Here is a 26,006-nt window from a genome sequence, read left to right as displayed (position 1 = left end):
ACAATAAACGTCGATGGTATAGAACGCCAACGGATTGACGAAACGAAAGGCGCGCGACTACCCCGTCGGGCTCAAGGGGAACGATATCCCCCGCAACGCCCAGTTGGGAGCAATCTGTGATGTCTATCTGGCTCTGACGGCCGACCGATCATACCAGAAGGCAGTCTCTTCTTCGCAAGCGCTTAAAACCATGCAGGCAGAATTGAAGGGACAGTTTAACAAGGAGCTGCTCCAGCGGTTTGCAGCAATAATCACCGGTAATGAGTAATTCTGGCCGGTCAGATTAAATACCACGAGCGCCATAAAAAAATCAGGGCCGTAGCGTCCTCATCCTACATCATCACGCAAAAATCCTCTTCCTCAAACCAAAGGCCACATTCACAAGACCTATCATGACCGGCACCTCAACAAGTGGCCCAATGACCGCAGCAAACGCAGCCCCCGAGTTCAACCCGAACACAGCCACGGCAACGGCTATAGCCAGTTCAAAATTATTGCTGGCCGCAGTAAATGCAAGGGTGGTGGTCTTACCGTAGTCGGCTCCAAGCTTCTTTCCCATCCAGAAGGATACCAGGAACATTACAACAAAATATATCAGCATCGGGATAGCGATTCGCACAACATCCATTGGCAGATGCACAATCAGCTCCCCCTTGAGGCTGAACATCACAACGATGGTGAATAGCAAGGCTATCAGGGTTATGGGGCCTATCTTGGGGACAATATCACGATGATAGCGCTCCTTGCCCATGATCTTTACTCCAATGAGCCGTGTTGCTGCTCCGGCTATGCAGGGGATGCCAAGATAGATGAATACGCTCTGGGCAATCTGCCCGATGCTCACGTCAACAATACTGCCAGACAACCCGAACAGTGGGGGGAGCTTGGTAATGAAGAACCACGCATAGACGCTGTAAAAGAGTACCTGGAAGACGCTGTTGAAGGCCACCAGGCCAGCCGCATATTCCGTGTTACCCTTTGCCAGCTCATTCCAGACAATCACCATCGCAATGCATCGTGCCAGACCTATCATTATCAGACCGACCATGTACTCGGGCTTATTCGGCAGAAAAACAACCGCAAGTACGAACATCAACACCGGCCCAATCAACCAGTTCTGCACCAACGACAGCCCCAGCACCCTCTTGTTACGGAAGACCTCGGGCATCTCCTCATATTTGACCTTGGCGAACGGTGGGTACATCATCAGAATCAGACCGACGGCGATAGGAATGTTAGTCGTACCTACCTGGAAGCTGTTGATGAAGGTCTCGACACCAGGGACCAGATAACCAAGGCCCACACCAACAGCCATTGCCGCAAAGATCCAGACGGTCAGCCAGCGATCAACAAACGACAGTTTTTGTCCCACACGTTCGCTCATGCCTTTACTCCTGTCAGGTAAGCAATCAGTCTATCCTTTAGTTCATCCCGTACCCTACGGAATTCACTCAGCACATACTCCTCGGCACCTACAACCCTCGATGGGTCTTCAAAACCGATATGCACCCTCTGAACTCCACCAAAGAACAGAGGACATTGCTCATTTGCTGAACCACAAAGCGTTATCACGCGATCGAACTGCACTCCGGCAAACTGGTCAAACACCTTGGAATAGTGCCCGGACATATCAATTCCCAGCTCAGCCATTACCTTTATCGCCAGTGGATTGACCCTTGTCGCCTCAGTACCGGCAGAGCAGGCCTGATAGGTTTCTCCAAGATAGTGGTTCACCAGACCTTCGGCCATTTGAGAACGACAAGAGTTGTGGGTACAGAGGAACAGCACTTTCTTCACCCGTCTTTCCTCCCTTATATCCGGATTAGCATATGTGATAGCTCAAAAAAAATCAGGCGCAACTCCTCCCCTTAGCCAACCCTTTAAGATTCTCGGAATCCAGCCTTACAATCTCTTGTTGCTGCGAGAAGTACCGTATGGTGGGCAAGAGGGATTGGTGCACCGGTCCTGGCTGCTTGACTATAGAGTAGTATATCCAGATTCCTACCCGACGGTCCTGGAGCCAACCAGCATTCTTGAGGTGGGAGAGATGCCGAGAAACGGTAGATTGTGGCAGCTGCAATACCGCTATCAGGTCGCAGACGCACAACTCACCAGCCTCCATCAACAACGCCAGAATGCGGAGGCGGATTTCCTCTTCCAGGGATTGAAATATACTGGTCAGCTCTTGCATGGGCACAATATATCCGCCTTAACGGATTTCGTCAAACTACTTCCTTGAACACCACAATCCCGCCGTCTCACAGCATCCATGAAGGCTTGTGGGTTACCTACCGCTCCGCCGTGGTTCATTGTAGACCTTTCTGTGGATCTACAGAGACCGAAGCATGGACGGTAAAACCAAAAAACCCTCTAGCCTTGGCGACTTAGAGGGTTCCTCAGTTAAATGGTGGCGGTGCAGGGACTTGAACCCCGGACACTACGGATATGAGCCGTATGCTCTAACCAGCTGAGCTACACCGCCGTAAAGAGACGTGTTTAATAACCCACCTTTGCCGCATTGTCAAGGAAAAAGCTGCTACGAGGGAGCCGTCAGGGCGCGGGCGCACCGGCGACCTCCACGGAGCTTCCCCAGAGAGCTTCCCGGAGCCCCGACCGGCGCTCGATCCGGCGCAGCACCGCCCGGCGGAAAATCTCCTCACCGCACCAGAGTTCGACCCCGGAGCGGGCGCGGGTGATCCCGGTATACAGAAGCTCCCGCGTCACCACCGGTGACTCCACCGGCGGAACAACCAGCAAAACGGCATCGAACTCGCTCCCCTGACTCTTGTGGACGGTCATGGCGAATGCCGTCTCATGGGGGGGGAGCCGCAGCGGCGACAGTTTCCTGATCCCTCCGTCGGGTGCCGGGAAATAGACGGACAGCCCGCCCGAAGCCTCGTTGTCAGGGAGCGCGATGCCGACGTCACCGTTGAAAAGCCGCAGCGAATAGTCGTTCACAGTGATCATGACCGGCCGCCCCCGATACCAGCGCCGCCCGCACTCGGCAAGTCGTGCGGAGGTGAGAATCCGCTCGACGGCATGATTGAGGCCGTTGACGCCGTACCGCCCTTCGCGGACGGCGGAAAGGATCCGGAACCGGTCGAAGGCGGCCAGCGCGGCAGCGGGATCGTCCCCCCCCAGGTAATGGCGGTAGCCGTCGATCACCCTCTGTTCGAGAACCGAGTGAAGCGAGTCCGCAGCAGGAGTCTCGCGCCACGTCACCCCGGCGTGCTCTTCGCCGTGGAGCAGCGCGAGCGCCCCCTCCGCTTCCCCTTCGTTCACCAGCCGGCTCAGGCGGCCGATGCCGCTGTCGGTACCGAACCGGTAGTTCCTCCGGAGAATGACCACCGAATCCGCCAAGGGGGCCGGATCAGGCTCCGCATCGCCGGGACCGGCCCCCTCCCCCGTCACATCGGCGACAAACTGCCGGAACGAGAGAGAAAAGCGGTGCAGTCGCCCCACATCGCAGATATCGCCGAGGACTGCGCCCGCCTCCACCGACGCGAGCTGGTCGCGGTCGCCGAGAAGAATCAGGCGGGTGCGGGCGCCCAGGGCGGCCGCAAGTTTCGCCATGAGCGGCAGGGCCACCATGGAGGCCTCGTCGACGATCACCACATCATAGGGGAGAAGATGGTCCGCATGGTGACGGAAGCGGTTCGAATCCGGGATGACGCCGAGCAGCCGGTGGAGCGTCATCACCTCGTCGGGGATCAGATCCCGGATCTCCCCGGAGACGGCAAGGCGCTCCTTTGCCCCGCGGATCGATTCCCTGAGCCGCGCCGCCGCCTTGCCGGTGGGGGCGGCAAGGGCGATGCGCACCGGCCGTTCCCCCCCCTGTTCAAGGAGGAGCGCCATGATCCTGACCACCGTGGAGGTCTTGCCGGTGCCGGGTCCGCCGGAGATGACCGATACGCAGCTTCGCACCGCCGCCGCAGCGGCGATCCGCTGCCAATCGATATCGCGCGGGTCAGGAGGGCCAAAGAGCCGGACGATGCCGTCGGCGAGCCGCTCCCCGTCCACCTCCGGCGACACTGAGGCTTTTTCCTTCAGTGTTTCAGCAAGATCGGATTCATATCTCCAGTAACGATAGAGGTAAAGGCGCCCCCCCTCGTCGAGGATCAGGGGGGCATGCTCCCCCGGCCTGCCGACCGCCCCCGATGCGCGCAGCGCCTCCACGCGGCGCTGGGCCCCACCTTCCGCACAACCGTCGGTCAGGTCGATGCAGACGTGGCCCTGCCCCACGGCGCTGCTCAGGGCGCGCACGGCATCGGTCAGCTCCTCGCTCGGACGGAGGGCGATGCGGCCGATGAACTCGGCGAAGCGGTGATCGATGTCGCGTAGAACCGTGGCTTCAGAGAGCATGATTCCCTCCCGCGCTCCCAATCAAGAGCGATCCGAGTTCCTTTACCAGCGCAGCGGGAGGGGTGTCGCGGTAGATGCCGAGCTCGGGCCGCTGCGGGTCCACTCCCCGGAGAAAGACGTACCGGACCCCGCCGAAGTGCGTTTCATAGCGATAGCCGGGGATTCGCGCCGCAAGGTAGCGATCCAGGGCAACGGTGTAGAGGAGGTACTGGAGGGGGTAGAGTTCGCGCTCCATTTCGCGGACGAGGCGCTCCCGGCGATACTCCTCGGTGCGGTTCCCGAGGTGGTTCGACTTCCAGTCGATCAGGTAATATCGCCCGCCGTGGCGAAAGACCATGTCGATGAATCCCCGCACCATCCCCCGCGCCGGCCTGAAATCGAGGCGGTCCGCGACTTCCGCCAGACTGGCGCCGCCGGGGAGCCCCCCCCACCGCCGCAGCACCTCCGCCACCCTCTCCGAGGTGACGAACCGGAGAGGAACGTAGAATTCCAGCTCCGGAATCCATTCGCCCTTTTTCAGGGCGGCAAGGAACCCGGTCCCCTCCGCATCCGCGAGAGGAGCCCGGAAAACGTTCCAAACCAGAGCGCAGACCGGCCCGCACCACGCGGCGTCGAATCCGTACCGTTCGAGCTGGCGCGCCACAACCCCGCGAACCGCACCCTCGTCGGCCCCGGCAAAGTCGAGTTTCTCGAAGATGGCATGGAGCGCGATACCGGCCTGGGCCCCGCGCGGGAACGCGAAGATCGAATCCGGCGGCGGGACGGAACGCTCTGCCTCCGGCGGCTCCGCAGCACCTCCGTCCCGTTGATCGCGGTCGGGGAGCTCCTCCTCCGGCCGGTGGCGGGCGACAAAGGAGGTAAAGCTGGCAACGCGCCACTCCCCGTCGATCCGCCCGCGAAACTGGCGGCAGACGGCGGCGGAAGGGATGCCGCGGTCGCCCCGATAGCGTTCCCCCGCCGGCTCGGGGTTGACGGTGACGGTGAGGAGCGCCTCGTTACCCTGGCGCAGGTCGGCAAGACGCTGCACCAAGGTGGCGTCGGAGAGCTTCTCGAACGCCTCCGCCAGGGCAGCCGCCACATCGGCGGCGTCACCGCCGGCGGGGGGGTGGAGCAGATAGGCCGGGGCCGAGGTCCCGGCATACCGGATCTTCCCCCAGGCGAGATAGCAGCGGTATTTCGCCCGGGTGAGGGCAACGTAGAGGAGGCGCAGGTTTTCGGCAAGGTTCTCGGTGCGCGCCTTTCTCCGGTGCTCGTCGAGCCGATCAGATCCGAAATCGGCCACCATGCGGTACCCGTCGTGGTAGACCGCCATCCCGTCGTCGTCCCGGACCCCGCCCCAGGCGAAGGGGCAGAAGACAATGGGATATTCGAGCCCCTTGCTGACGTGGACGGTGACGATCCGCACCGCCTTCTCGTCCGATTCGAGGCGGATCTGGTACTCCTCCCCCTCGGGAGGGGTGCTCACCCGCTCGCCGAACCAGGCGCAGAGCCGGTCCATGCCGAGACCCCCCGCCACGGCGGCGCCGTGGACCACCTCACTGCAGTGGTTGATGTCGGTGAGGCGCCGCTCGCCGTCCTCCAGCGGCAGGAGACGCTCCCGCACCCCCTCCTGGGCCAGAAGCGTCCGGAACATCGTCATGAAGCCGCGCGTCTGCCAGAGCTCGTGGTAGGTGCGAAATGCCGCCAGCCGCCCCTCCCACCCCTTCTCGTCGTCCAGCAGCCGGGCAATCCCGATGGCCGGGACGCCGAAGAGCGACGTGGCGAGGGCGGCCCGCACCCGGGATTCCCGGCCAGGCTCGGCAACGGCCTGCATCACGCGCAGGACGTCCCGCGCCGCATCGGTGTCAAAGAGGCTCCCGGTGCTCTGGACCACCGACGGAATGCCGAACCCCGCCAGGGCCTCGCGGACGAGGGCCGCCTGACCGTGGCTTCGAACCACCACCGCAATATCCTCCGGCACGAGCGGTTCGCCCTCGATGGTTGCCGTGCCGGCGCGTCCGTCGGCAAGGAGAGAGGCGATCTCCCCCGCCACCGCGGCAACGATTCGCTGCCGCGCCTTGGCGATCCCGATGCTGGCGCCGTCGTCCCCAGTCCGCTCCAGAAACCAGAACTGCAGCGGCGCACGGTCGCGCCCCTCAAGAGACAGGGGGTGCCCCTCCCGGGCCGCGGCAACATTGGGATAGCCGATATCCTCCACCACAAAGGGGCGGTCGGCGCGCTGCGCGAAAAGATGATTCACCGCCTTTACCATCTCCGGCGTGGAGCGCCAGTTGCGGTCCATGGTGAACCGCCGCTCCGGCGGCACGTCGGCCCGGGCCTCCAGGTAGGCGAAGATGTCCGCCCCGCGGAAGCCGTAGATCGACTGTTTCGGGTCGCCGATCAGGAAAAGGGGGACCGTGCCGTCGGCGTAGATGCGCCGGAAGATCCGGTACTGGACCGGATCGGTGTCCTGAAACTCGTCGATGAGAGCTGCCCGGTACTGCCGGCGCAGGCGCAACGCCAGCTCGTCCCCCGTCCCCCCCTCCAGCGCGCGATAGAGATCGGCAAGGAGATCGTCGAAGAAGCGGATGTTCCGCCGTCCCTTCAGCGCGGCGAGGCGCTCCGCGGCGAAGGTCACCAGGCTCCCCCGCAGGGCGAGGAGCCGGCGCCTCACCACGTCGGTCATCGTTTCGCAGAGGTCGAAGAAGCGGTGCTCCGGCGGATCGGCCTTCTTCATCCGGTTGTCGCGCATGAAGGCGGCGGAGAACTTCTCGAAGCCGGCGGGGAGGTCGAAGGGATTCCCTCCGTCCACGTAGGTGGCCATCCCCGCCAGAAGGAGCGGCACGAGGTCGGGGTGGTAGTTGTTCCGTGAACGACTCAACCCCTTGTGCTCGTGGAGGATCGCTTCGATCTCCCCCCGGCGCTGGCGCCAGAGGTCTGCAAGGGCGGCGTAGACTGCCCCACCCTCCCCCGCAAGCGCCGCCACCTCGTCAGGGGTGAACGCCGGCAGGAGGAGGAGTTCGGGATTGCCGACCTTCCCGCGCAGGAACGAGGCGAGTTTCTCGGGGGTCCATCCGTCACGCAGGGCCGCCGGCAGCAGCTCGGCATCGGCGCCGAAAAAGGAGCGGCGCCAGAAGTCGTCGGCGATTTCCTGCAGGAGCCCGCGCTGGTCGGCGACGAGCTCGGTATCGTAGAGGGAGCCGCTTTCGAAGGCGTTCTCCTTGAGGGCCCGGAGGCAGAAGCCGTGGATCGTCGAGATGGCGGCGCAGTCGAAGGTCTGGAGGGCGCGGTCGAGGCGCTCGATGGCGGCCGTGGTTCCCGGGCCGGCGCCGTTGCCATTGGCGACCAGCCCCTTGAGGAACGGATCGATGTGCGACGGCGGGAGGAGGCCGGCGAAGGCGTCGCGGGCATCCCGCAGCCGCTCCCTAATCCGGGCACGCAGCTCCTTGGTGGCCGCTTCGGTGAAGGTGACCACCAGGGTCTGCTCCGGGAGCAGCTCCTTTTCCACCACCAGCCGCAGGAAGAGGCAGGCGATGGCGTAGGTCTTGCCGGTGCCGGCGCTCGCCTCGATGAGGTTCACCCCCTCAAGCTCCATACCCAGGTTGTCGTAGGTCAGCATGGCATCCATGGCTCATTCTCCCCGGTGGTGCGCGAGGGGCTCGAAGATGACCCGGGCGACCCGCTCGAACTCCCCGTCGAGGGGATCTTCCCCCCCGTAGCAGAGCCGGTAGTAGGGATTGTTCCCCTCGGGATTGAATTCCCCTCCCCAGGTGGTCCGGGCGCTCCCGATTTCCCACTTCCTGGAGTAGGCGGCGGCAGCGCGGGGGAAGAACCGCAGCGGCGTCCGGAGCCCGTCCCAATAGAAGTTCAGCAGCGTCTCCAGGCAGGCGCGGCTCTCCGCCACCGGCACGAAGGAGAGGGAGCCGTCGGTCATGGCCAGGGCGCTGGCGGTGGGGTACCCCGTCTCGGCAACGGCGTTCAGCACCAGATGCTCGATCCAGAGCCGCACCTGGTCGCGCCCCGAAAGGCGGGCGCAGCGGTAGCGGACAAGCCGCTCGCTCCGGATTCCGTCCAGAAGTCCCGTCACCCGGAACGGACCGATGGCCAGATCGACGGCGAGGGGCTCCAGCGGCTCCCCCGCCCCCCTCAGTCCGGCGACCCGCCCGGCAAACTCCGTCACCTCCGCGGCCAGGGCATGAAATGCCATCTCTCCCTGGCGGGCAGGGGGCAATACCCCTTTGGCGCGGGCCACGGGGAGGAGTGCCGCCGGATCATCGCCCGCCAGCGCCCGCTCCAGCAGCTCGCGCCGCAGATCATAGGCGGCGAGGGAATCGAGGCCGAAGGGCTCCCGGTCATCCAGGGGGGAAGCGGCTTCATCAAGGGTAATCCCCAGTCGGGTGCGGACGAAGGCGCGGGACGGGTTGTCGAAAAAGGCAAGGAGGCTCCCGAGGGTAACGGTACGCAGCTCGTCGGGAGGGGACGGCAGCGGCTCCGCGACGAAGGAGGGAGCCGGCACGCTCCCCCGCAGCCGGTTCGCCACGGCCCGGCACTCCTCGTCGGCATAGCTGAACAGCTCTTCCGTCCCGGTGAAGTATGCCGGGCTGAAGGGCTGGAGGCGGTGACGCGTCACGAGCGATGCCGGGAAACCGGGAGTGCCGTCGGTGTACCGGCGCTCCAGATAGTCGAGGAGCTCATCCACCAGGACCGACGGCGGAACGGGGCTGTTGTCGCGCACGCTCTGGCCGATGGAGCTGATGATGAGCCGCTCGCGGGCAGAGAGGAGCGCCTCAAGGAAGAGGTAGCGGTCCTCGTCGCGCAGCGAGCGGTCGCCGGGGCGGCGCTCGGCGGCGATCAGGTCGAAGCCGGGGGGGCGGTTCTGCCGGGGGAAGGAATCGTCGTTCATCCCGAGCATGGCGATCACCCGGAACGGGATGCTCCGCATCGGGAGCATGGCGCAGAACGTGACGCCGCCGGACATGAAGCCGACCGCGGGCTGCTCGCGCCGGAGGCGGCCCTGGAACCAGGAGCGGATCACCGGCAGCCCCACCGTGCCGCCGAATCCGGACGCGCTCTGAAGCTCCCGCACCTCGTCGAGGATCCCCTGGAGCGTCGCCATCTCGAAGCCCGACTCCTCCGGTGCCGCAAAGAAATCGTCGGGAATCCGCCGGCAGAGCCCTTCCCACTCCATCAGCGAACGGGGCCGCTCGAGATCGGCCAGCAGCCCGTGCAGCCGCTCAACGAAGGTGAGAAACCTGCCGAGGATCGCCGGCCCCTCCCCTTCCATGGCATCGAAGGGGAGAATGCCGTCGAAGAGGCGCCCCCCCTCGTCGGGCATGGCGTAGCCGAGGAGGAGCCGGTCGAGCCCCGCCCGCCAGCTGTTCTCCCGGAAGGGGGGAAACCCGGCGGCGCGCCGCTCCTCCTCATCCATCCCCCACCGGATGCGGGTCTCCTCGAGCCACCGGCGAACGAGGTCCAGCTCCGTGTCGCGGACGCCGAACCGTTCGTGCACCGGAGCGGCGGCGAATATCTCCATGACCGCCGTGACCGGAAAGCGCCTGCCGGGGAGATCGAGGATCGCCAGGAACGTCTCGGCGAGCCCCCCGCCCGCACCGATGCTCCGGTCGGCGATGGTGTACGGAATCCGTTTCTTCGGGTCCTGGCAACCGTCGAAGACCGCCGCGATATACGGCGCATATGCCTCGATGTCCGGCGTCATCACGAGGACCTGCCGCGGCTCCAGATCCGTCATCTCCTCGAAGTACGCGAGCAGGGTGTCGTGGAGCACCTCGACCTCGCGCATCGGGCTGTGGCAGGAATGGAGCCGGAGGGAGCGGTCCCCCCCGTCGATGGCCGTCTTGGGGCGGTGCGGCTCTCCACCCCGGAGGTTGAGGATGTCGTCCTGGATCGCCGCCAGCAGGGTCCCGTCGTCCCCGCCGCGGTAGAGGTCGGCCTCGCCGCCGGCGGTAGCGCTGAGCTCGACGATGGTCTCCGAAAACTCCCGGCCGAGCCGGCCGAGAGAGGCAAGGAGCGGATTCCCCTCGATCCGCGCCGTACGCTCTTCCGGGGTGAGCCGGGCGAGCACCCGCTCGGGAAGGATATCGGCCCAGTACTCCCGGCAGGGGCTCAGCACAAAGAGGTTCACCTCGGTAAAGGGTGCGATGCGGGAAAAGATTTCCAGGTGAAATTTCGGCAGGTACGAGACGCCGAAGACGGCGATCCGCTCCGGCAGCCCAAGGGTAGCGACATCGCGCCGGGCAAGCCGGGCGAAGAGCTCCTCGCGCAGCCGCTGACGGTGCAGCCCCCCCTCCGTTGCCAGTGCCCGCCAGAGCAGCGCCTGCCAGTGGTCCTCGCGCCCCCTCTCCCACCCGGCAAGCATCTCGGGGCGGAAAATGGTGTACTGGTCGAAGGTGTCGGCGATCTTTCCGGCCAGCTGGTACCGCTTCAGCTCCCGCTCCCCCCCCGCAAGATAGCCGCCGATGCTTGCGAAGGCCGGCTGATCGAGGAAGCCGGGCAGCGTCTCCATGACCCGCCAGGTCATCACCGCCGGATCGAAGGGAGAGAGGTCGCCCGCGCCGGGAACCGCCGCCGTGAAGAGCTCCTGCACGAATGCGTTGGGGAAGGGATAGCGGGCATTGGCCCAGACGCCGAACCGCGTTGCCAGCTCCATCGCCAGCCAGCGCTGCATCCCCCTGCTCTGGACAACCAGAACCTCGGATGAAAAGGGATCGGCAAGGGGCCGGGCGCCGAGAACATCACCAAGCCGTGCGACCAGTTCCTCCATCCGGTTGCTCGTATAGACATTAAGGGGCACGGATAAAGTCTCCTCCCGCGTCGTTTCTAACCGTCGCCGGAACGGGTTGCGGCGGCTTCCGGGATACTCTGCACCATCAGCGGGTCAGAATACGTCATATCGGTCCTGGCGGGCAAGCACCTTCGGCGAAGCCCTCTCGGGTCGCCACCACGATGCGGCAATGCACGAGTCTGATCGGCATGAATGCGTTATGGCAAGCAGATCTCGCCTGACTGTCAAATCGGTGTTCGCGCCGATAAACAATGGGCTGAGGACCCCACCAATATAATGTGTTTAACTTCATGAAACGTCACAACAGAAATTATTTTCGTTTTTGACTGACAAAAAAAATATTGACATAATTTTTTCGATCAAATAAAGTCACAGAAAACTTGCTGAGAAGATAGACGATAATACTAAACCACTCGCGAGGGTGGGGCGGAAAGCCTACAGGGTCTTACAGAGACAGCCGGGATGCCGAAATATCACTAAATGATAGTCGGCCCCGGCTGTTCTGTTTTCTCAATCGTTTATCAACGCTCGATAGTCGATAATACTAAACCATTCGCGAGAGTGGGGCGGAAAGCCTAAAGGGTCTCTCTGAGACAGCCAGGATGCCGAAATATCACATTGATATCAGGCCCTGGCTGTTTTTGTGTGTATAGTATTATCGTCTGTCAATAGGCGATAGCCGACAAGACTAAACCATTCGCGAGAATGGGGCGGAAAGCCCATAGGGTCTCACTGAGACAGCCGGGATGCCGAAATATCACCTGATCTTCGGGCCCGGCTTTTCTGTGTCCGGACACAGACAAAGCCGGGACAACCACAAGGAGGTGTTCTGAACAAGAACGAAGAACAGAGTGGACACATTTTCAGAAACAGAATCAAAACAGGAAACACAATCTCAAAGCAGCACACAACACAAATTCGGAGGAATCACAATGTTTAATAAGTCCAAGAAGTTTGCATCTGTCTGTGGTATTACCAGCCTTCTCGTCGCGGGTATCGTTTCTGCCGGTTATGCCGAGTATGAGCGTGGCGAGAGAAATGACGACGGCGTAAGAAAAGTGCGCCGGGTTCCGGCTCCGACTCCGGCTCCGGTTCCGAAGCCTACGCCTGCTCCGACCCCGACTCCTACGCCTGCTCCGACTCCGGCTCCTACGCCTGCTCCGGCCCCGGCTCCTGCGCCTGCTCCGACTCCTGCACCTGCTCCTGCACCCGCTCCGGCTCCGACTCCTACGCCTGCTCCGGCTCCTGCTCCGACCCCGACCAAAACCTGGGCAACTTACAACCAGTACTGCGCCGGTTGCCACGGCACGGCAAAACAGGGTAGGTCTGCATCCGCCATTCAGAGCGCGATTAACGCCAACACCGGCGGCATGGGCTCCCTCAGCTTCCTGACCTCTGCCCAGATCACTGCCATCGCCTCCGGCCTGTAACACCCCGACAGTTGCAACCCAACACGAAACAAAGAAATACCAAGGAGTTATACTGATGAAGAATATGACGAAACTCGCAGCACTGTTCCTTGCCCTGACCATGGCTCAAACCGCGGTGGTTCCGGCCGGCTATGCCGATGACTATGCCACCAAGGTCCAGAAAGAGCAGAAGGAAAAGCAGGAAAAAGAGAAGAAGGATAAAGAGCGTGCCGAAAAGGAGCGCAAGGAGAAGAAGCGGAATACCTCGCCCAAGCCCGTTCCCGCTCCGACTCCGACCCCCACGCCGGCCCCGGTTCCGAAGCCTACGCCCGCTCCGACTCCGGCCCCGGCCCCGGCGCCTGCTCCCACTCCGGCGCCGACCCCGGCCCCCACGCCTGCTCCGACTCCGGCTCCGGCTCCGACTCCGGCTCCGACCCAGACCTGGGCTCTTTACAACCAGTACTGCGCCGGCTGCCACGGCACGGCAAAACAGGGTAGATCCGCTTCCGCCATTCAGAGCGCGATCAGCGCCAACATCGGCGGCATGGGCTTCCTCAGTAGCACGCTGACCTCCGCCCAGATCTCCGCCCTTGCTGCCGGGCAGTAACGTTCGACACCGGTAGAATACCTGCCAGACAGAGCCCTCCCCTCCCCGGGGAGGGCTCTTCTTTTTTCCACTCTCGCTACGCTCGACCTTCACGCGCGGCACACGTGAGATTCCACCAACAAATGATATACTTTGCCCACCTATGCGAAGGAGGAGATCCGTATGAAGCATCATGCCGGCGCACCAGCAATCCAGTTTTCTGCCAGGGGGGCCCTTGTCTTAGGGCAGGCACTCCTCGCCTTTGGCCTCCTCGCTGCCAGCAGCGCCCGGGGTGAAGGTGTTCCCACCACCCTGGATCTGTCGCGAAAAGCCGCCATCGAGATGGCGATCCGCAAGAATATCGACCTGAAGACCGAGGCGCTCAACTCCTCCATGGCGGTGATCGATGTCAGCAGGAGCCGGGGGATCTACGACCCGCTCTTCGGCATTTCGGCCAATGGCGGAGTCGTGTCGACCCCGGGTGATCCGTTCTTCAGAACGAAGAGCGGGGTTGCCTCCATCAGCCTGAGCCAGCTCCTGCCGACCGGCGGCAGCATCAGTGCCGCAACCCAGTCCGGCTTCACCAACGCGGAAGCATCGACCCTCACCACGACGACCACCGAATGGCAGTCCTCGGTCGGCCTGAGCGCCACCCAGCCCCTCCTGCGGAACGCGGGGAAGGAGGCCACGGAACTCAGCATCACCCTGGCCGAGAACAGTCAGCAGGACTCCGTGGAACGGCTGCGCTTCTTCATCTCCGACACCGTCCTGTCGGTCATCACCTCGTACAACCGCCTCTTCACGCTGCGCAAAACGCTGGAATCGAGACTGACGGCCCTGAACTCCGCCCAGGGGCTCCGGGACGAAATCCAGACCAGGATGAAGGGAGGGAAGAAACAGGACCTTGAGATTGCCAACGCCGAATATGCCATTGCCCAACGGCGCAAAGACCTGGTTGAAGCCGAACGGAACGTCCGGGACCAGGAAGCAACGCTGCGCTATCTGATCGGGATAGAAGACAAGACCCAGATCGTCACCGTTGATCCCCCCTCGCGGGAAGAGCCGCCGGAAACGGAAGACCAGGTCCTGAAAAAGGCGCTGGAGCTCCGCAACGACCTGAAGCAGCTCCAGCTGTCCTTGAAGTCGAGCCAGTTGCAGGAACGGGTCGCGCGGCACCAGGCGCTCCCCGACCTCTCGCTCAGCGCCAGCGGCGGATTCACGGGAACCGCGGACAACTTCGGGAGAAGCTATCGGCAGATCGGGGAGCGCCCCGGGAGTTACTGGTCTGCCGGAATGGTGTTCAGCGTTCCGCTCGGCAACACCGCACTGAGAAACGACTATCTCAAGAGCAAGATCAGGACCGAGCAGCTGGGAAATCAGATCAAGGCGCTTGCGTGGAAGATCCGCAATGACGTGGAGTCCGACCTGCGCGCCCTCATCTCGGCGCGACTCCAGATGCAGACGGCCGACCGGGCGCTGCAGTATGCCGAGCAGCGTCGCGAGGAGTACCGCAAGCAGGGCCGGGCCGGTACCACCACGGTTCAGGATGTGATCAACGCCGATAACGACCTGACCGCTGCCAGGACCGCACAGATGGAGGCGCTGGAGACGTTTGCCTACACCGTCTCCAAGCTCTGGCGGGATGCGGGCGAGCTCCTCGAGCGTCAGGGAATCCAGATTGATGCGGCACAGCCGGAAAAGATCGTGGGAGATGATGGCGGGGAAGGATCGCCACCCAAAGGGGATGGGAAGCAGAGCGAAGAGACGACCTCCCCCTCCGTCGCGCTTCAGCGCGTGGCGTTTCACACTGACCGAGACGCCCTTGCCGTGTCAGACGGAGGGAATGCGCTCTTCACCGGGCCGGTGAAAACGGCATCGGAGCAGCCGGGAGACGTACTACCCCATCGTCAGGGTGACAGCCAGCCGGCGGCCGGAAGTGCCGGGTCGGCGAAGGGGGTGACCGTTCCGGGAGCTGATGCAAAGGTTCCCCAAGATGCGCCCTCCCCCACTGTCGAAGGGAGTGACCCATCCGGCAGAGAGAAGCGTTACACCCTGAGGATCGGAGAGTATGTGGCGAGAAGTGCGCTTGAGGAAAGCCGAAGCAAGGTCGCCGAAGCGGGCCTCTCCTCGACGGTGGAACAGGGGTCGAAAAAGACGGTGCAGATGCTTCGGCTCTACCTCGACGAATACCCGAATCGCGAGGCGGCCCGGATGGCCGTGGAGAAGCTTCGCGCCCTCGACGCCGATCCCTTCATCATCAGAAGCGGCGAACACCGTCACCGGGTCTACGCCGGCTCGTATTCCGACCGGGAGAGCGCCCTCCGGGAACAGGCGCGTCTCTCCGGCAAGGGGATGAAGTTACGCATGGTGGCCGCCTCCGTGACGATGCCGACCCTCGTGCTCGTGGCGGGTAATTTTTCGACGGAGGAGGCGGCGAGGATCGCGGTGGCGAGACTGGAAGAACGGGGGATACGGGCGAGCGTGGCGGAGAGCGGTCTCTAACACGGCTGCACCGCCATGCCGCACCGCAAAAAAAGAAAGGGCGCCCGATCAACGACCGGGGCGCCCCGTTTCTGCCCGTGCCGGCGGCAGATCTATCCGGCGATGAACGCCACGGCCCGCCGGAGCCTGGCGACGGTCTCCTCCCGCCCCAGGGCCTCCACCACCTCGTAAATGCCGGGGGACGCCGTCCCGCCGCAGAGGGCGACGCGGACCGCCGGCCCCACCTGCCCCAGCTTGATTCCCTTGTAGGCGATGAACTCCTTGAAGAGGGCCTCGATCCCCGTCTGGGAGAAGTCGGCGAGCGCTTCGAGCTTCCCCGCGAGCGCCGCAAGAAGCGGTGCCGCATCGGGAACGAAATGCTTGGCGGCCGCCTGCTCCTCGTAGGCAAAATCACCCTTGTAGTAGAAGATAGCCCCATCGGCCATCTCCACCATGGTCCGCGACCGCTCCTGCAGGGTCTTCACCACGAGGGGAAGCCTCGGTCCGGCCGCCGGGTCGACACCCCGCTCCTTCAGGAACGGCACGAGGAGCTCCGCCAGCCGCTCGGGGGCGCTCTCCTTGATGTAATGGTGGTTGAGCCAGAGAAGTTTGTCGGGGTTGAAGACCCCGGCCGATTTCCCTACCGCCTCGATGGAAAACTTCTCGATGAGGTCGTCGCGGCTGAAGATCTCCTCGTCGCCGTGGCTCCAGCCGAGCCGCACGAGGTAGTTCACCATCGCCTCGGGGAGGAAGCCCATGTCGCGATAGGCCATGACGCTGGTGGCGCCGTGGCGCTTCGAGAGGCGGGTCTTGTCGGCGCCGAGGATCATCGGCACATGGGCGAAGCGGGGAACCGGATAGCCGAGGGCCTCGTAGAGGAGGATCTGGCGCGGGGTGTTGTTCACGTGGTCGTCGCCCCGGATCACCGTGGTGATCCCCATGGTGGCGTCGTCGATCACCACGACGAAGTTGTAGGTGGGGGTACCGTCGCTACGCTGGATGATCAGGTCGTCGAGCTCCTCGTTGTTGAAGGCGATCCGTCCCTTGATGAGGTCGTCGAATGCCGTCACCCCCTCGTAAGGGGCCTTGAAGCGAACGGTGTAGGGGCGGTCCGGCAGTTCGCCGGTCCGATTGCGGCAGGTGCCGTCGTACTTCGGCTTCCGTCCCTCCCGCATCGCCAGCTCGCGCCGCTCCTCAAGCTCCTCCGGCGTGCAGTAGCACTTGTAGGCCTTCCCCTCGGCCAGCAGCTTCTCGACAAATTCCTTGTAGACCGGGAAGCGCTCCGACTGGTAGAAGGGCCCCTCGTCCCAGTCGAGACCGAGCCACTCCATCCCCTGAAGGATAGCGTCGACCGATTCCTGGGTGGAACGGGCCACGTCGGTATCCTCGATACGGAGGACGAACGTCCCCCCCTGCTTTCGGGCGAGCAGCCAGTTGAACAGCGCAGTCCGGGCGCCACCTACGTGGAGATAGCCGGTGGGGCTCGGTGCAAAACGGAGACGTACGGTGGACATGTCAACTCCTTCTCGATGCGAAGCGTTTGCGAAACGATTGCGGGGCCGCTCTGCGTTGCGAGGACCCCATGTCAGCGATCATTCGATTCGTCATCGACGGCAACCTCGTCGCTGGCGATGCGGTATTCCTCGTCGGCCCACGCCGCCAGGTCGACGTTCTTGCACCGTGCGGAGCAGAACGGGCGGTGGGGGTTCCCCTCCCAGACGGTCTCGGTCCGACAGCGGGGGCAGTTTATTTTCATGATCTTCTTTTCCATGGGCGTACAAACAAAAAACCCCAGGCGCTCACGCATCCCCGGGGGCTGGTGTATCAACTCCGGCCACGCTTCCGAAGCCGGATTCTACTTCCAAAGACGCCGGCAAGTCAACGGGTAAACACCCCCGCCACGCCGGCACCGGCAGACGACGCTGCAGGCAAGACTCAGGGGCAAAACTCGAAACCGCGCCGATAGAGTTCCTGGGCGAGCCGGTCGGAAACAACCCAGTACATCTGGTCCGGCCCGAACACGATGGAGACGGGGCGGTCCATGGCAAAGGAGTGGACCTGGGCCAGGGAAAGGAACGGGAATTTGAATACGGCCTCTTCCATGAAGCTGCTCCAGAAGGCGATTGATGCGGAGATGTTCTCTCCTTCCAGTGTTCTATCGGCAAACCTGTCAGAACCTTTAGCTTTTTATGCCCCGACAGGTACATCACTGCCGATAAGCTTAAGAATAGAGATAGTCCCGCGTGAGCGGAAACCCGCTCGCCCCTCCCTGCGGCTTCACGAGCAGGAGCTGATACAGGTTCAGCCGCCCCGTGGCGAAACCGTGGGCCGATCCGGCCATGTAGAGGCGCCAGACGCGGCACGTCACCTCGTCGGTTGCCTGCCGGGCGGCGTCCCAGGCGGCATCGAGGCGCGACACCCACCTCTGCAGCGTCAAGGCGTAGTGCTCCCGCAGGCTCTCCATATCGCGCACCTCGAAGCCCGCTGCCTCGGCGACCCGCACCATCTCGCTCACCGGCACCAGTTCGCCGTCGGGGAAGACGTAGCGGTCGATGAACGATCTCCCTCGGGGGGGAGGATTGGTGAGGCTCTCGGAGATGCCGTGGTTGAGGAAGATCCCTCCCGGCCGCAGGAGTTGCCAGGCCAGCGCGAAGTATTCGGGCAGGCGCTTGCGTCCCACATGCTCCACCATTCCGATGCTCACCAGCTTGTCGAACGCCCCCTCGTTTTCCAGGTCGCGGTAGTCGCGAACCGCCACCCGGCAGCGTTCGCCGAGCCCCGCCCGGCCGATTTCCCCGGCGGCCAACTCCGCCTGGGCCGCGCTGAGGGTGATCCCCAGCGCGTCCACCCCGTAATGCCGCGCCGCGTGCATGACCATCGCCCCCCAGCCGCAGCCGATGTCGAGAAGCCGCTCGCCGCGCTCCAGGCGGAGCTTCCGACATATGTAGTCGAGCTTTCGCTCCTGGGCCGGGTCGAGCTCGTCATCCGCAGAGGAAAAGTAGGCGCAGGAATAGACCATCCGCCGGTCGAGCCAGAGACGGTAGAAGTCATTGGAGATGTCATAATGGAAGCCGATCGCCTGACGGTCCCGTTCCCGGGAGTGGACCGCCCCCCGCAGCGGCGTCCCCAGCCCGCCGCTGCGTTCGGGCGCCGGCATCCGCAGCAGCCGGCGCCCCAGGGCGAGCCGCTCCCGCCATCGCCGCGACCGGTCGAGGAGCGCATCGCCAAAAGAGAACGCGGCATCGAGATCCCCTTCGATGTCGAAATCACCGTGGATATAGGAATCGCCAAGGGAGAACTGGCTCGGAGAGAGGAACATGCGGCGCAGGGCGCCCGGATGATGCAGGACGAGGGTGAAGCGGGGGGGAGCATGGGGGACCGGACTCCAGACGGTGCCGTCCCAGAGGCGGATCGCGAACTCCGCCGGCCGTACCTGCGCCAGGGCTGCCTCCAGAAATTCCAGGGCGACGCTCCGCAGCTTCTCCCTCCCCCCGACGACGTGCTCGTGCATGACGTCCCTCCGTGGTCATCATGGAATCCAATATCCCAATTCTACGACGGAATGTGATGCTGGCAAGGGCCGACAACGCCCCGTTGCGCTGCCGGTCATCCCGGTTTAAACTGGGAGAAACGTGAATTCACCCCAAGGAGGCGCCCATGGAAAAAAACGGATGGACTCCGGCCGATCTGCTGCAGCTTTCGGGTGGCTACTGGAGCACCTGCGCCCTGCACGCCGGCGTAAAGCTCGACCTCTTCACCCCCCTGACGGAAGGAGCGCTCACCACCCCCGCACTGGCCGGACGCCTGGGGTGCGATGCACGCGGCCTCGCCATGCTGCTGAACGCGCTGACGGCCATGGGGCTGCTGACCAAGGAGGGGGAACGCCATGCCGCCACCCCCTTTGCCACCCGGTTCCTTGCCCGGACCTCCCCGGAGTATCTCGGCCATATCATCCTCCACCACCATCATCTGATGGCGAGTTGGCTCCGTCTGGCCGACGGGGTGCGGAGCGGCCGGCCGGTCCGGGACCAGGTCTCCCATACCGATGATGCGGCGGTGCGGGAGAGCTTCGAGATGGGGATGTTCAACCTCGCCATGCTGGTGGCGCCCCGCATCGTCCCCCACATCGACCTCGCGGGGCGGCGCCGACTCCTCGACCTGGGTGGCAGCCCCGGCACCTACGCCATCCACTTCTGCCAACAGAACCCCGGCCTCGCCGCCGTCGTGTACGACCTCCCCTCCACCCGCCCCTTTGCCGAGAAAACCATCGACCGCTTCGGGCTTGCCGACCGTATCGAATTCCGGGATGGCGACTTCATCGTGGGCGAGATCGAGGGGCGCTATGACGTGGCCTGGCTCTCCCACATCCTCCACGCCGAAGGGGCGGAAGGGTGCGCCGTGATCCTCCGCAAGGCGGCGGCCGCCCTCGATCCCGGCGGCATGGTGCTGGTGCAGGAGTTTATCCTCGACGATTCGAAGGACGGCCCCCTCTTCCCGGCGCTCTTCTCTCTGAACATGCTCGTCGGCACCACCGCCGGACAGGCCTATTCCCAGGGCGAATTGACGGCCATGCTGGCGGCGGCCGGGTTCGAGGAGATCCGCCGCCTTCCGCTGGAGCTTCCCAACGGCGCCGGCGTCATCGTCGCCACGGTTCCACGCGGCAGGTAACCCCGGCCGTTCAGGACGCCGGATGCAATCCGGGCCGGTCAGCTGTGTGCCGACCGGCCCGGACGCCATCCTTCGTGATTTTTACCCCTCACCCGGCCTTCGGCCACCCTCTCCCCGTGGGAGAGGGTTTGACTTTCCCCCCCGTCCATTGGGAGAGGGGCGGGGGGGGGGGAAGTTGCCAACGAGAAGGCAACGTGGAATTACTTGGCCTGGGCCTTGACCATCTCGATCTCGAGGGTGATGGTCACTTCGTCGCCCACGACAACGCCGCCGGACTCAAGCGCCTTGTTCCAGACGAGGCCGAAATCCTTGCGGTTGATCCTGGTGTTGGCCGTGGCGCCGCGACGGATGTTGCCCCAGGGGTCCTTGCTCTCCTTCGACGGCCCTTCCACATCGAGCACCACCTGGCGGGTCACGCCGTGCAGCGTCAGATCGCCGGTCACTTTGAGCCTGTCTTTGCCGGCCCGGGCCACCTTTTTCGACACGAACGTCATGGTCGGATACTTGGCCACATCGAAGAAATCGGCACTGCGCAGATGCTCGTCGCGCTTCTGCACATTCGTGTTGATGGAACTGGTGTCGATGGTGACCTCCACCTTCGACTTGGTGATGTCCTTTTCGTCGATCTCGACGGTCCCGGAATGCTTCTCGAAGTTCCCCCTGACGTTGGATACCATCAGGTGGCGCACCTTGAAACCAACGTTGGAATGGTCGGGGTCGATGTTCCAGCTGGCTGCCGGGGCGACCGCCGGCAGGGCCAGTGCGATGATGGCGGCTACGGATGCAATAAGGCGTTTCATGTTTCGTCTCCTTTTTTGTGTAGTACATCACTCATGATTAGTTTGATGTTAAATTGCTAGCTCAATTTTTTTGCGTCAACTGCCCCCTTTCTTCAATCCCAGCGTCTTGCACAACCTTCCCAGCAGTTCCTGCTCTTCATCGTTGAGCGCCGCCATCTCCGCGAAAATGGCCGCCTCCACCCGGGCGAAGGCCTCGGCGATAATCGCGGTCCCCTCGCCGGTAAGATGCACGGTCAGATAGCGCCGATCGGCGCTGTCCCGCTCCCGGCGCACCAGTCCCCGCTTCTCCAGATTGTCGATGACCAGGGTAATATTGCCGGTGCTCTTGAGGATCTTGGCCGCGATGTCCCGCTGACAGAGCGGCCCTTTGTGGTAGAGGGCCTCCAGGACACCGAACTGGCTGATGGTCAGGTCGAACGCCGCCATGGAACGGTTCACCCGGCCCGTGACCGACTCCGCCGCGCGCATCAGCTTGGTGTACGTGTTCAGGGCGCGATATGTCGTGGTGTGTGATGATTTCATTTTTATCTCCGCAACTAATCCATGTCAAACGATTTGATATTAAACTATACCTTGACACCGATCCTGTCAAGTATGAAAAAGAGCGCCGTTATCATTGACAGATGTGCCGTTCGAAGTACTGAAACATTCAATCAAATGTGACATAACGGTAACATTTCGGGCCGATACTGTTTAATGAAAGGATGACGCCCCGGGAGATTCGGCGGGGCACCGACCGGGGGGGGCGCCGTCACAGCGGGTACCGACATGGCCGAAGGATCTGAACTGACCGAAGTACCGCGGGTGCGGGAGATCACGGTGGCAAGCGCGGGGATCTCCCCGGATACCCTTGTGCGCGATGTCGTCGGCATATTCCGCCGGGACGAGACACTTCTCGCGCTGCCGATAATCGACGGTGAAGAGTTTCTCGGGATCATCAGCCGGAAGGTGCTCTTTTTCCGCCATCTCGGCCGTCCCTTCTCCATGGAGCTCTTCGGGAAAAAACCAATCCGATTCCTCCTGGAAGAACGGCCGCTCGCCCTGGATGCCGATCTCGACGTGAACAGCGCGCTGGAGCGACTCCTCGCGGCCGATCCGGCCCTGGAGATCGACTCGTTTCCGGTCATGGAGGGCGCGCGCTGCCTCGGCATCGCGTCGGTGGCGCTCCTGATGATGAGCATCGCCCGGACCCAGGCGGACCTGCTGAAGACCCTGAACGCCCTCACGGCGCGCATTCGCGAGGAGGTCGACAAGGCAAGCCGGATCCAGCAGGATCTGCTCCCGCTCCAGACCGCCCGCTTCGGCGACATCGTCATCAGCGCGGAGATGATCACCTCCACGGAGATCGGAGGCGACTTCTACGATTACGTCCCCCTCGCCGACGGCACGGTCTGCATCGTCATGGGAGACGTGAGCGGTCACGGCGTTCAGGCCGGAATGGTAACCACGGCGGCCAAGGCGAGCCTCCACACCCTCATCGCCGCGGGAGTCACCACGCCGTCGGCCCTCCTGTCGGGGATGAACAACGCCGTGCTGGCCACGGCACGGCAGAGACTCCTCATGACCTGCATCGCCATCAACATCGATCAGCAGCGGCGGATCGCCACCATGGCCAATGCCGGCCACACCTTTCCGTACCGCTTCCGGCACTCCTCGGGGGCGCTCGAGCTGATCGAGGAGGCCTCCGGCTTTCCGCTCGGTTTCGAACACGACGCGTTCTATCCGGAGTGGAGCACCCCCTTTGATACGGGTGACCGGCTCTTCGTCTATACCGACGGGATCATCGAGGCCGCCGACTGGACGGGGAGCGATTTTGGATACGACCGGTTCGAGGCGTTTCTTCGCGAACACCTGGAGGCCCCGCCCGGTCTTCTGAGACGACAGCTTCTGGCGGCAATCCATAGGTTTACCGCCGTCTCAACCCTCGACGACGATGTCACCCTCCTCGTCGCATCGTTCAACAACCGTACACAGGAGGAGTCATGACCACCTACCCGACCATCCTCGCCATCCTCAGGGACGACGCGGATCGATACCTCTGGCAACGTGACCTTGCCTCGATCCCCGGCACCCTGACCGCCGTGGCCCGCGCTCCGCTCACCGCCTCGATCCGGGAAGCGTGCGAAGCCGTTCCCCATCCCCGTTTCATCCTCCTGTCGGCCCGGTTCTACCCCAATGAAGCCTCGGATGTCATCGAGACGATCAGGGAGTATCACGCGGCGGTGGAAATTCTCCTCGTTTCGCCGGCGGACGATCCGTTTCCCGCCGTCGCCCCCCTCTTCCGGGACGGCATCCGCAATCTCGTCGTCGCTCCGGTCCCGCCGGGGGAGGGTGACGGCCGGCGAGAGTCGCCCCTGCGCATCGCCGTTGCCTCCCTCGGAGACAACGCCGGCGACCGCGTGTCGACCTGCCTCATGCCGGGCACGGCGATCCACGAGTTCGCCCTCTCCTCCAGCGACGACAAGGAAGCGCTCATTGCCCGCCTCGAACGGACGGTGAACGGCACCACGGCCGAGGCCGAGTTTCTCCGCCAGCGGGCCGCCCTCGTCGCGGACGAAATGATTGAAAACTCCCTCTCCGGCGCTCCCCGCGACAGCGGAGGGGGGCGTCTCTTCCACAAGGGAGAGTCCCGCAGCATGCTCCCCGGGGAAAAAATCGCGTTCCGGTTCGGGTTCGACGGAGAGACCCTCGCCATGGAAGTGGCCGACGGCTGGGGAAGTCTGCGGCCGGAAGAGGTTATCGAGCATTTCAGCCGAAACCGCGACCGGGAGGGGCTCCCCCCCACGGACGGCGGGTTGGGGCTCTTTCTCATCTGGCGCTTCATCGACCACCTCCATGTCTCCATAACTCCCGGCCAGGAAACCGTCGTGAGCGGTCACGTGAAGCTCGCCCCCCCCGGCGACCTGCCGGACGCGAAGGGATTCCACATCACCGCGTGGCGCGACTGCGCCTGAATTGCACACCGTGCAGCACTCAGGGAGGAGGGAGGCACACGAACGAAAGGAGAGATTTCATGGAAACCGATTTCAAAACCGAGGTCATGCGCGATGGCATCGTTGAGGTCATCAACTTCTACGGGACGATCGATGCCAAGGCGGAACAACAGATGGCCGCGCTGGGCGGCAGGGTGAGCGGCCCTGACATCCGCTGCGATTTCAGCGGCACCGGAAGGATCAATTCCATGGGAATCGCGTTCCTGCTGCGACTCTTCAAGGCATTGCGGGATGAGCGGAACATCCGGATCACCATCCGCGGCCTGAGTCAGATGAACGCCATGCTTTTCAAGATGACGGGCATCTTCCTTCTGGCCACCCCCGAATCCTGACGGGACGAAAGGAGCTCCTCCATGAAATTCATTCGGCGCCTCCCCTCCATCAGCGGCCTCTCGGAACTGGACCGACAGATCGAAAAGCTGCGCGGCCTCAGGGATTCCTACTACGAGGCGAACGTGGCCTACTACGGCAGAGAAATTGCCGACATGCTGAACGGCTGACCGCGGTCCCATCCAGTGAACAATCTCGACATCACATATCCGTCCGCACCGATCCCCTTCCGCCCCCCCCTTCCCCGGGTCGAAGACTCCCTCGCCGACTGCGGGTATCTCTTCGCCCGGTTCCGGGAGCGGCTCCTGGCCTCGCGGCAGGTGGGGATCATCGGCGTCTATCTCTCGCCATCCCTGGAGATCGCCGAGAGCGGCTCGCGGCTGATCACGCTCTTCCTGCGCATGGTCAACGGCAGGCTCACCGGGACCATCGAGGGGGGGTACCAGGCGGGCGAGGGAGAATTCTTTTTCCTGCTGGCTCCGGAAGGGGAGTACGGAGATGAGGAGTTCCGGCGCGACCTGGAGCTGGCACGGAGGAGCCTGAAGCGCCATCTCCACGTCCTGGGGGGGCAGGAGCATGCCCTGTTCTCCCCGGAAGAGAACGACGGAATCCACGTCGACGGCGTGCTTCTGGTGAACCAGCCGGGCGAGACCACCGACAACGCCCTGTTCAGGGCCTTTCAGGAGCTCTTCGGCGCCCAGTCGCCCGCCTCGCGCCGGGCCACCGAGGAGCGGGACGAGATCCGGAGGATCATCGCCGCCGCCGGGGTCACCCCCGTCTACCAACCGATCTTCTGCCTCGCGACCGGGGAGCTGCACGGCCACGAAGCCCTCAGCCGCATCTCCGGCTCCTCCCTGTTCGCCAACCCCGATGAGCTCTTCGAGAAGGCCCAGGAGCACCAGCTGGTTTCCCCCCTCGACATCCTCTGCCGGCGGAAGGCGCTGGTAAAGGCAGCGGCACTGGGAATCGGCGGACGGATCTTCCTCAACGCCTGCCCCACCCTGCTGGCGGACCCCCGGCACCGCACGGGGGGAACCGCCGAACTCCTCGACGATCTCGGCATCGACCGGACCCGCGTCACCTTCGAACTCACCGAAAAGGCCCTGATATCCGATTACGGGCTCTTCCGCAAACTCGTCGACCACTACCGGGACCAGGGGTACTCCATCGCCATCGACGACCTGGGCGCCGGGTACGCCGGACTCGGGATGCTGACCGAGATCGTGCCCGACTACGTGAAACTCGCCCGCTTCCTGGTGGCGGGGATCGACAGCTCTCCCATGAAGCAGGCCCTCCTCGACTCGCTGGTGATCTTCTGCGACCGGATCGGCGCCCGGATCGTCGCCGAGGGGATCGAGCGGACCGAAGAGCTCGACCACCTGATCAAGGCGGGAGTCGCCTTCGGCCAGGGGTACCTCCTGGCGAAGCCGTCCGCCACTCCCTACTCCGCCACGCATCACCCCTTCCTGCACCTGCGCAGCGACCAGCCGTAACCGCGGTTTTGGCCCTTCTCCCGCCGTCACAACCCAACTTTTTCATTCCCGAAACAGCGCTGTAACCGTCCCATGCCATAACAATAGGCAAAAACGACGGAGA

The 26,006-nt window shown here is 63.5% G+C and carries 21 protein-coding genes, 1 tRNA gene and 3 riboswitches; of the genes, 9 read left to right on the top strand and 13 right to left on the bottom strand.

Annotated elements, in window-relative coordinates; genetic code table 11:
* Positions 1 to 34: 34 nt before the first annotated feature.
* Positions 35 to 268: an HD-GYP domain-containing protein gene (locus tag GPICK_RS17805; RefSeq protein WP_039741680.1), complete on the top strand. Its 234-nt coding sequence runs from the start codon at positions 35 to 37 to the stop codon at positions 266 to 268.
* A gap of 72 nt (positions 269 to 340) precedes the next feature.
* On the opposite strand, the gene arsB is transcribed toward GPICK_RS17805, so the two are convergent.
* The 7 genes from arsB to recC form a co-directional block, all read right to left on the bottom strand.
* Positions 341 to 1,384 (bottom strand): ACR3 family arsenite efflux transporter, encoded by a 1,044-nt coding sequence (arsB, locus tag GPICK_RS07015; RefSeq protein WP_039741677.1) that lies wholly within the window; start codon positions 1,382 to 1,384, stop codon positions 341 to 343.
* Positions 1,381 to 1,797, bottom strand: coding sequence for an arsenate reductase ArsC (locus GPICK_RS07010; RefSeq protein ID WP_039741675.1), 417 nt, complete (start codon positions 1,795 to 1,797; stop codon positions 1,381 to 1,383). Before GPICK_RS07010 ends, arsB begins: the two co-directional genes overlap by 4 nt.
* Positions 1,798 to 1,849: 52 nt before the next feature.
* A complete protein-coding gene (locus GPICK_RS07005) occupies positions 1,850 to 2,122 on the bottom strand; it encodes an ArsR/SmtB family transcription factor (RefSeq protein WP_407920197.1) in 273 nt (90 codons plus the stop codon).
* Positions 2,123 to 2,405: 283 nt separating this feature from the next.
* A tRNA-Met gene (locus tag GPICK_RS07000) sits at positions 2,406 to 2,482 on the bottom strand.
* A 68-nt stretch (positions 2,483 to 2,550) separates the two neighbouring features.
* Positions 2,551 to 4,362 (bottom strand): exodeoxyribonuclease V subunit alpha, encoded by a 1,812-nt coding sequence (recD, locus tag GPICK_RS06995; protein ID WP_052263338.1) that lies wholly within the window; start codon positions 4,360 to 4,362, stop codon positions 2,551 to 2,553.
* Positions 4,352 to 7,969, bottom strand: a complete 3,618-nt coding sequence (gene recB, locus GPICK_RS06990) for an exodeoxyribonuclease V subunit beta (protein ID WP_052263337.1) — start codon at positions 7,967 to 7,969, stop codon at positions 4,352 to 4,354. The genes recD and recB overlap by 11 nt, the downstream gene beginning before the upstream one ends.
* 3 nt (positions 7,970 to 7,972) lie before the next feature.
* Positions 7,973 to 11,152 (bottom strand): exodeoxyribonuclease V subunit gamma, encoded by a 3,180-nt coding sequence (recC, locus tag GPICK_RS06985; protein WP_039741669.1) that lies wholly within the window; start codon positions 11,150 to 11,152, stop codon positions 7,973 to 7,975.
* A gap of 384 nt (positions 11,153 to 11,536) precedes the next feature.
* Positions 11,537 to 11,613, top strand: a riboswitch (cyclic di-GMP riboswitch).
* A 63-nt stretch (positions 11,614 to 11,676) separates the two neighbouring features.
* A riboswitch (cyclic di-GMP riboswitch) is annotated at positions 11,677 to 11,753 on the top strand.
* A gap of 67 nt (positions 11,754 to 11,820) precedes the next feature.
* Positions 11,821 to 11,897, top strand: a riboswitch (cyclic di-GMP riboswitch).
* A 731-nt stretch (positions 11,898 to 12,628) separates the two neighbouring features.
* Here recC and GPICK_RS17305 point away from each other — a divergent pair.
* Both GPICK_RS17305 and GPICK_RS06975 read left to right on the top strand, forming a co-directional pair.
* Entirely contained in the window at positions 12,629 to 13,159 is a 531-nt protein-coding gene (locus tag GPICK_RS17305; protein ID WP_039741667.1) for a c-type cytochrome, read from the top strand.
* Between the two features lie 162 nt (positions 13,160 to 13,321).
* Positions 13,322 to 15,640: a TolC family protein gene (locus tag GPICK_RS06975; protein ID WP_084201366.1), complete on the top strand. Its 2,319-nt coding sequence runs from the start codon at positions 13,322 to 13,324 to the stop codon at positions 15,638 to 15,640.
* A gap of 92 nt (positions 15,641 to 15,732) precedes the next feature.
* On the opposite strand, the gene gltX is transcribed toward GPICK_RS06975, so the two are convergent.
* The 4 genes from gltX to GPICK_RS06960 form a co-directional block, all read right to left on the bottom strand.
* Complete coding sequence (gene gltX / locus GPICK_RS06970) at positions 15,733 to 17,133, bottom strand: glutamate--tRNA ligase (protein WP_039741664.1); 1,401 nt, start codon at positions 17,131 to 17,133, stop codon at positions 15,733 to 15,735.
* Positions 17,134 to 17,204: 71 nt separating this feature from the next.
* Positions 17,205 to 17,390, bottom strand: coding sequence for a DNA gyrase inhibitor YacG (locus GPICK_RS06965; protein WP_236685669.1), 186 nt, complete (start codon positions 17,388 to 17,390; stop codon positions 17,205 to 17,207).
* Positions 17,391 to 17,554: 164 nt separating this feature from the next.
* Positions 17,555 to 17,722, bottom strand: coding sequence for a hypothetical protein (locus GPICK_RS17565; protein WP_169745364.1), 168 nt, complete (start codon positions 17,720 to 17,722; stop codon positions 17,555 to 17,557).
* Between the two features lie 118 nt (positions 17,723 to 17,840).
* Positions 17,841 to 19,130, bottom strand: coding sequence for an SAM-dependent methyltransferase (locus GPICK_RS06960; protein WP_039741661.1), 1,290 nt, complete (start codon positions 19,128 to 19,130; stop codon positions 17,841 to 17,843).
* 146 nt (positions 19,131 to 19,276) lie between these two features.
* Between GPICK_RS06960 and GPICK_RS06955 the strand changes: the two genes are divergently transcribed.
* On the top strand, positions 19,277 to 20,287 hold the full coding sequence (locus GPICK_RS06955; protein ID WP_039741659.1) for a methyltransferase: 1,011 nt from the start codon (positions 19,277 to 19,279) through the stop codon (positions 20,285 to 20,287).
* A gap of 200 nt (positions 20,288 to 20,487) precedes the next feature.
* Here the strand turns inward: GPICK_RS06955 and GPICK_RS06950 are convergent, their stop codons facing one another.
* Positions 20,488 to 21,087: a YceI family protein gene (locus GPICK_RS06950; RefSeq protein ID WP_039741656.1), complete on the bottom strand. Its 600-nt coding sequence runs from the start codon at positions 21,085 to 21,087 to the stop codon at positions 20,488 to 20,490.
* Positions 21,088 to 21,162: 75 nt separating this feature from the next.
* Positions 21,163 to 21,609, bottom strand: a complete 447-nt coding sequence (locus GPICK_RS06945) for a MarR family winged helix-turn-helix transcriptional regulator (protein WP_039741653.1) — start codon at positions 21,607 to 21,609, stop codon at positions 21,163 to 21,165.
* 246 nt (positions 21,610 to 21,855) lie between these two features.
* Between GPICK_RS06945 and GPICK_RS06940 the strand changes: the two genes are divergently transcribed.
* From GPICK_RS06940 to GPICK_RS16630, 5 genes are read left to right on the top strand one after another with little or no spacing between them, the layout of a single operon-like run.
* Complete coding sequence (locus GPICK_RS06940; RefSeq protein WP_039741650.1) at positions 21,856 to 23,073, top strand: PP2C family protein-serine/threonine phosphatase; 1,218 nt, start codon at positions 21,856 to 21,858, stop codon at positions 23,071 to 23,073.
* Positions 23,070 to 24,041: an ATP-binding protein gene (locus GPICK_RS06935; RefSeq protein WP_039741648.1), complete on the top strand. Its 972-nt coding sequence runs from the start codon at positions 23,070 to 23,072 to the stop codon at positions 24,039 to 24,041. Before GPICK_RS06940 ends, GPICK_RS06935 begins: the two co-directional genes overlap by 4 nt.
* Before the next feature lie 59 nt (positions 24,042 to 24,100).
* Positions 24,101 to 24,412: an STAS domain-containing protein gene (locus GPICK_RS06930; RefSeq protein WP_039741645.1), complete on the top strand. Its 312-nt coding sequence runs from the start codon at positions 24,101 to 24,103 to the stop codon at positions 24,410 to 24,412.
* A 21-nt stretch (positions 24,413 to 24,433) separates the two neighbouring features.
* On the top strand, positions 24,434 to 24,580 hold the full coding sequence (locus GPICK_RS17560) for a hypothetical protein (RefSeq protein WP_169745363.1): 147 nt from the start codon (positions 24,434 to 24,436) through the stop codon (positions 24,578 to 24,580).
* Positions 24,581 to 24,595: 15 nt separating this feature from the next.
* Positions 24,596 to 25,903, top strand: coding sequence for an EAL domain-containing protein (locus GPICK_RS16630; protein WP_052263336.1), 1,308 nt, complete (start codon positions 24,596 to 24,598; stop codon positions 25,901 to 25,903).
* Positions 25,904 to 26,006: the final 103 nt, after the last annotated feature.

This window comes from Geobacter pickeringii (assembly GCF_000817955.1).
GTDB lineage: Bacteria > Desulfobacterota > Desulfuromonadia > Geobacterales > Geobacteraceae > Geobacter > Geobacter pickeringii.
The sequence above is the reverse complement of the archived record's forward strand: the minus strand, read 5'-3'. Positions and strand labels throughout refer to the sequence as shown.